The following is a 261-nucleotide window of genomic DNA, read 5'->3' on the forward strand; positions in this document are numbered from 1 at the left end:
GTATTAATCTCACGCCCTTGATGCCTTATGTAATCAAGCTGAGCACATTCGTCATCAACGTTATCTAAATTAATTGTTGGTGCAAACCAGTTATCTGCCATCATATTAATGCTTGCCCATGCTTCTATTGCACCACAAGCACCTAATGTATGCCCCAAATAACTTTTTAACGAGCTAATAGGTTTGCTGCCCAATGCTTTAAACGTTGCGTGAGACTCGGCAATATCACCTTTATCTGTTGATGTACCATGAGCATTAACG

The 261-nt window shown here is 40.2% G+C and carries 1 pseudogene; it reads right to left on the reverse strand.

The annotated features are described in order from the left end of the window. Positions 1–261 (reverse strand): annotated as a pseudogene (locus AAEY57_RS20320) (beta-ketoacyl-ACP synthase); the annotation flags it as partial.

The organism is Pseudoalteromonas sp. MER144-MNA-CIBAN-0113 (genome assembly GCF_040308965.1).
GTDB classification, from domain to species: domain Bacteria; phylum Pseudomonadota; class Gammaproteobacteria; order Enterobacterales; family Alteromonadaceae; genus Pseudoalteromonas; species Pseudoalteromonas tetraodonis.